At 63.5% G+C, this 5,355-nt stretch carries 5 protein-coding genes; 3 read left to right on the top strand and 2 right to left on the bottom strand.

Translation table 11 applies throughout. The features are described 5' to 3' along the window. On the top strand, positions 1–495 hold a 495-nt coding region (locus AC1DUU_RS21835), incomplete at its 5' end, for an enoyl-CoA hydratase/isomerase family protein (RefSeq protein WP_476785484.1). A 13-nt stretch (positions 496–508) separates the two neighbouring features. On the opposite strand, the gene AC1DUU_RS21830 is transcribed toward AC1DUU_RS21835, so the two are convergent. Next, a complete protein-coding gene (locus AC1DUU_RS21830) occupies positions 509–2,206 on the bottom strand; it encodes an AMP-binding protein (protein ID WP_476785483.1) in 1,698 nt (565 codons plus the stop codon). After that, complete coding sequence (locus AC1DUU_RS21825) at positions 2,203–2,964, bottom strand: FadR/GntR family transcriptional regulator (RefSeq protein ID WP_476785482.1); 762 nt, start codon at positions 2,962–2,964, stop codon at positions 2,203–2,205. Before AC1DUU_RS21825 ends, AC1DUU_RS21830 begins: the two co-directional genes overlap by 4 nt. Before the next feature lie 171 nt (positions 2,965–3,135). On the opposite strand from AC1DUU_RS21825, the gene AC1DUU_RS21820 reads away from it, so the two are divergent. Then, positions 3,136–4,170, top strand: a complete 1,035-nt coding sequence (locus tag AC1DUU_RS21820) for an ABC transporter substrate-binding protein (protein ID WP_476785481.1) — start codon at positions 3,136–3,138, stop codon at positions 4,168–4,170. Positions 4,171–4,255: 85 nt separating this feature from the next. After that, positions 4,256–5,355: ABC transporter ATP-binding protein (locus AC1DUU_RS21815; RefSeq protein ID WP_476785480.1), on the top strand; the 1,100-nt coding region annotated here is incomplete at its 3' end.

Raw genomic sequence — 5,355 nt, 5'->3', positions numbered from 1 at the left:
GTCAATGGCTATGCGCTGGCCGGCGGGCTGGAGCTGATGATGTGCTGCGACATGACGATCGCCGCCGAGGACGCGATGCTGGGCGAGCCGGAAGTGCGCCACGTCTCAGCGCCGCCGACGCTGATGCTGCCCTGGACGGTGCCGATGATCCATGCCCGCCACCTGATGTACACCGGCGACCTGGTCGACGGCCGCGAGGCCGCGCGCATCCACCTCGTCAACAAGGCGGTGCCGCGCGACCAGTTGAAGGCCGAGTCAGAAAAGCTGGCGCGCAAATGCGCCCGCATGCCCGGCGCTTCGATCAAGTTCGCCAAGGCAGCGCTCAACCACCAGCAGCAGACCGCAGGCCTGGAAAGCTCGTGGACCTATAACCGCGAAACCACCGCGATCCTGCATGGCTCGGAAGAGGGGCGTAGTTGGATGCGGCTGCTCAAGGAGCATTCGCTGAAGGAATTCCTCGACATCCGCGAAAAGCCGTTCCGCGATCTCGATTGAATTGGATCATGCGTCAGGCGCCCCTGGGCGCCTGACCTCCACCTGCCTGCAGCGCCTCGAACAGTTCCGCGTTGTTGCGCAGAAAACGTGACTGCACGATCTGCCCCTTGTCCGACAGTTCGCCCTTGCTGCGCTCTGCTGGTGTTGTCGCCAGATCAAAGCGAGCAATCATTGTCGAACCGCCGGGATTGGCCGCGTTCCAGCCGGCGATGCGCGCGCTAAGTTCATCAACGCGATCCTTGCCCGCCGCCGAGGCAAGAATCAGCGCCACCAGCCGCTCGCGGTTCTCGCCTGAAATCACGATGTCGTCGGCCAGCGGCGCGCATTGCGCCAACAACCCAGCGCGCAGCGGGCCGGTGCGCACCTTGACCCCGCTCGACAGCTTGAAGTCCTCGGCAAGACGGCCATCGAAGCCGAAAACCGGAATGCCGTCCGAGCGCGAAAGCAGCACAGCAGCGTCGCCGGTGCGGTAAAAGCCAAACTCATCTTTGGGCAGTTCGACCCTGCCGCCCTCGATGAGGTAGCAAGGTGCTATGTTGGGGCCTGAAACACGCAATTCGCTGCGGCCGTCGATATCGACCAGCGCGAGCTGGTGCCCAGGTAGGGGATGGCCAAGTTCACCCGGCCGCTCCAGCGGCGCCGGCGACAGCGTGATAGTCGAGGCGGCCTCGGTCGCGCCATAGCCTGACAGGATCTGGAAATCGCCATGCCTGTCGCGGAAATGGGCGAGCCGGCGCCACAGCTCGGCATCGATACCTGCACCGGCAAAAAAGATCGCCCGTAGTTTGCCGGTGAAGGCGCGCGCGGCTGGCTCATCATTCTCCAACCGGTCAAGCAGCAATTTCAGACCAAGCGGCACGGCGATATGCATGGTCGGAGAAACCTCCTCCATGATCCGCACGCTCGCAGCCATTGTAGATGGGCTGGGCGCGGCATCGACATGCATAGCGCCACCGTTCCAGATCACCTTGAATATATTGTCGAGGCCACCGAAAACATGATGCCACGGCAGCCAGTCGACCAGCACCGGCGGGGTTTCGGCGACGAACGGCCACATCGCGGCGATAGCGCCCTGGTTGGACGAAATCATGCCGCGCGTTATCGGCACGCCCTTGGGTGCGCCGGTGCTGCCCGAGGTGAAGAAGATTGACGCCCAGTCATCGGGCGAGGTTTGTTCGTCGGCATCGAACGCCGTTTCGCCCGCGTTTTCGCGCACAAGATCGGCAAGCGAAACCGCATTCATGCCTTCGATGGCCGGGTGGCCCGCCGGTGCGACAATCAGAGTGGGTTTGACGGCGACAAGAAACGGCTTCGTCGCGGGGCTTTCGACACCGTCGCGGAAAGGGAAGGGGGGCAGCGCGGCATGAACGAAACCGCCCGAGAGACAGGCCAACTTGAGCACCAGCGCATCGATGCCCGCAGGCGCCAGCGTTGCCACGCAATCGCCCTTGCGCAGGCCATGGAGGCTGGCAAGCACCTGTCGCATGGCGCGGGAACGGGAAAGGGCGGCACCATAGCTGATAGAGGGCCTGGCGCCATCGGCAGGCTCGGACAACAGGGTCCTGTCGGGCTGCTCGGCCGCCCATGTGGCGAGCCGCGCAAAAATGTCCGGCAGATCGCCGGGCAGGGGGGTCGAACTGCGATAAAGGCGGCGCCCGTCCGGGAGCTGCTCTTCAATCAGCTCCTGGCCTGGGGCCACCAGGAAACTCATCGGGCTTCCTGCCTCTCGGCTACATCGGCCTGCCGTGCCGACAACGCCTTTTCATAGACGCTCGACTGATAGGCGATGAGTTCTTCGAATGCGGCGGTAGCGGCGGCCGCGTTGCGGGCGCGCAAGGCTTCCAGGATATCGGCGTGTAGCGATACGACGCGGCCGCGCTCGCGGAAGCGGAACGAGATCATGTTGGTTGCCGGGATCAGCGAGTCGTTGACCACCAGCATGATGAAGCGCAGCTCGTTGTTGCCGGTTGCCTGGGCGATGGCATGGTGGAAGGCGACATCGAGCCGGCAAAATTCCTCGTCGGAAATGTCGTCGCGCTCGAAAGCATCCAGTGTTGCCTCGATCGATTCGAGGTCTGCGCTGGTGGCGCGTTCGGCGGCAAGCTGAACGCAGGTGCGGCCAAGCAAAAGCCGGGCTTCGACAATTTCGTTCAAGCCAAAGACCCCGAGGCCGACGAACCAGGTCGTCATCTCCTGTAGCATCTGGCTGGCTGCGGTGAGCGAGGGCGCATTGACGAAGACGCCGCCATTGGGGCCGCGCTTGGAACGCACCAGCTTCTTCGCCGCCAGGATCTTGAGTGCCTCGCGCACCGTTGGCTGCGAGACGCCGAAACGCTGCGCGATCTCGGCTTCTGACGGCAGCCGCGCCTCGACGCTGAGCGTGCCCTGCACGATCTCTTGCTGGAGCGCCGTCGCGATCTGATGTGCCAGGCTCTTGGTCGCCTGGACTGCCTGCTTGGCGTCCTCCATGCGCGTATTCTCTCCCTCGTTGGCCGCTTCTTATTATTTCAATATTACAATATCTAAATTGTTGACCGTCTGGTCAGAAAATGCAAGCCTTCGATCCAACAGGGCTGCGCTTTCGACCCGCGACGCAAGCCACAATAAGAACTTCAGTGGGAACATGGGAGATAATTTCYGATGAAGCTGACTAGGCGTGAATTCGCCGTCGGTACGACGGCTATCTTTGCCTCAATGACCCTGCCGCGACTTGCATCGGCGCAATCGTCGCTGGTCGTCCCGACCTATGGCGGGCTGTGGGCGAAGTTCTGGGAAGAGAACCTGCTGCCGGGYCTTACCACTGCCACCGGCATCCAGCCGCAGCTCGACGTCGGGCTTGGCAAGGACTTTGTCGCCAAGATCCGCGCCGGCGGCGACCGTTCGCCCTACAGCATCTTCATGGGCAACGAGAATATTGCCGCCGTGCTGCGCGCTGAAGGCTTCTTCGAGCCCTTCGACCTCGCCAAGGTGCCTAACGCCCAAAAGACCTTCCCGCAGTTCATCAACAAGGACGCCAAGGGCATCCGCGCCATCGTTTCGCCGATCGGTCTCGCCTATCGTACCGACCTGGTGAAGACCGCACCCACCTCCTGGCACGATCTGTGGGAAAACCCGGAATTCAAGGGCAAGACCGGTCTCTACCAGATCGGCAACACCGGCGCGGTTCTGTTCCTGCGCCTTGTCGCCGAGCTGTTTGGCAGCGGGCCGGACGATTTCGATACCGCTTTTGCCAAGATCAAGGAACTGCTGCCCTTCACGCAGGCATCGTGGAGCGGTGAGGTGGCAACAGCACTGATCCGCGGCGATGCGATCATCGCCCCGGTCGACTGGACCGAGATCATGACGCTGCAGGACAAGGGCGCACCGGTTGCGATCATCGCGCCCAAGGAAGGCGTGCTCGCTTTCGAGCAGTCGTTCAACCTGGTTGGCACCGGCGCCGAAAAGGACGCCGCGCACGCCTATCTGAACTACATCCTCGACGCCAAGGTGCAGCAGGACATGGCCAAGGCTTTCTACACCTCGCCCAGCAACAGCTCATCCGTCGTCGACGCGGCGATGTCGGCGCGCACGCCGATCGTCGGCCCGCGCATGGCCGAGATCAAGAGCTACGACTGGGACAGCTACGTCGACAAGGCGGCCGAGATCGCCGACCGCTGGAACCGGGAAATGACCTGAGGCCCCGGCCTTAGCAACCAGCCTGCAAACGCGTGACCGGGAGGCGCCCCCGCCTCCCGGCAGGGAAACTGCGCGAGGACATCGGATGACCGCACTCACCATCGACCGTATCAACAAGCGGTATGGCAATCTGCACATCCTCAAGGACATTTCGATCCCGATCGGCCAGGGCGAGTTCGTCTCGCTTTTGGGGCCAAGCGGCTGCGGCAAGACAACGACCTTGCGCTGCATCGCCGGCTTCGAGCGGCCCGACAGCGGCCGCATCCTGTTTGGCGAGCGCGACGTCACGCACGCTCTGCCCGAGCAGCGCGACATCGGCATGGTGTTCCAGTCCTACGCGCTGTTTCCGCACATGACGGTGGCTGAAAACCTGAGTTTTGGCCTCGAAGTGCGCAAGGTCTCGATGCATGATCGCCAGCGGCGCATCGCCGACGTGCTGGCCATGGTGCGCCTTGAAGGCTACGACAAGCGCTATCCGCGCGAGCTCTCCGGCGGCCAGCAGCAGCGCGTGGCGCTGGCGCGTGCGCTGGTCATCGAGCCGTCCGTGCTCCTGCTCGACGAGCCGCTGGCCAATCTCGACGCCACCTTGCGCGACGAGATGCGCTTCTTCATCCGCGACCTGCAGCAGCGCGTCGGCATCACCAGCATCTATGTCACCCACGACCAGGCCGAGGCGATGGTCATGTCGGACAAGATAGTGGTGATGAACGCCGGCACGATCTCGCAATTCGGCTCGCCGCGCGAGATCTACGAACGCCCGGCCTCGCAATCGGTAGCCGGCTTCATCGGCCGCTCCAATACGATCGGCGGCAAGGTCGCCGAAGCATTGGGCGGCGACAGCTACAAGGTCGAGACCGCCAGTGGCAGCATCGGCACGACTGGCCCGGCGGGCCTGGCCAAGGGAGCGTCCGTGCAGGTCATGATCCGGCCGGAGAATATCCGTACCCGCAAGCAAGGGGCTGGCCACCAGCAAGGGGCCGGGGCAGGGGATGCGGGCAGGGACGAAAACGTGCTTGCCGGCGCTGTGGTCAACTCGGTCTACCAGGGCAGTGCCAACCAGCTCGCCGTCAAGCTCGCCAGCGGCGACCGCGTCATCGTCGACGTCAATGGCCGCAATCCGCTCGAGGTCGGCGAACAGGTCGCGCTGGGCTTTGCCGCGCGCGACACATGGCTTTTGGCGTCATG

Source organism: Aminobacter sp. P4_H6_2 (genome assembly GCF_056400805.1).
The sequence above is the reverse complement of the archived record's forward strand: the minus strand, read 5'-3'. Positions and strand labels throughout refer to the sequence as shown.

Excerpts from the sequence above, each read along its gene's own strand:
- AC1DUU_RS21830 (WP_476785483.1), bottom strand. The coding sequence starts at position 2,206 with ATGAGTTTCCTGGTGGCCCCAGGCCAGGAGCTGATTGAAGAGCAGCTC.
- AC1DUU_RS21825 (WP_476785482.1), bottom strand. The coding sequence starts at position 2,964 with ATGGAGGACGCCAAGCAGGCAGTCCAGGCGACCAAGAGCCTGGCACAT.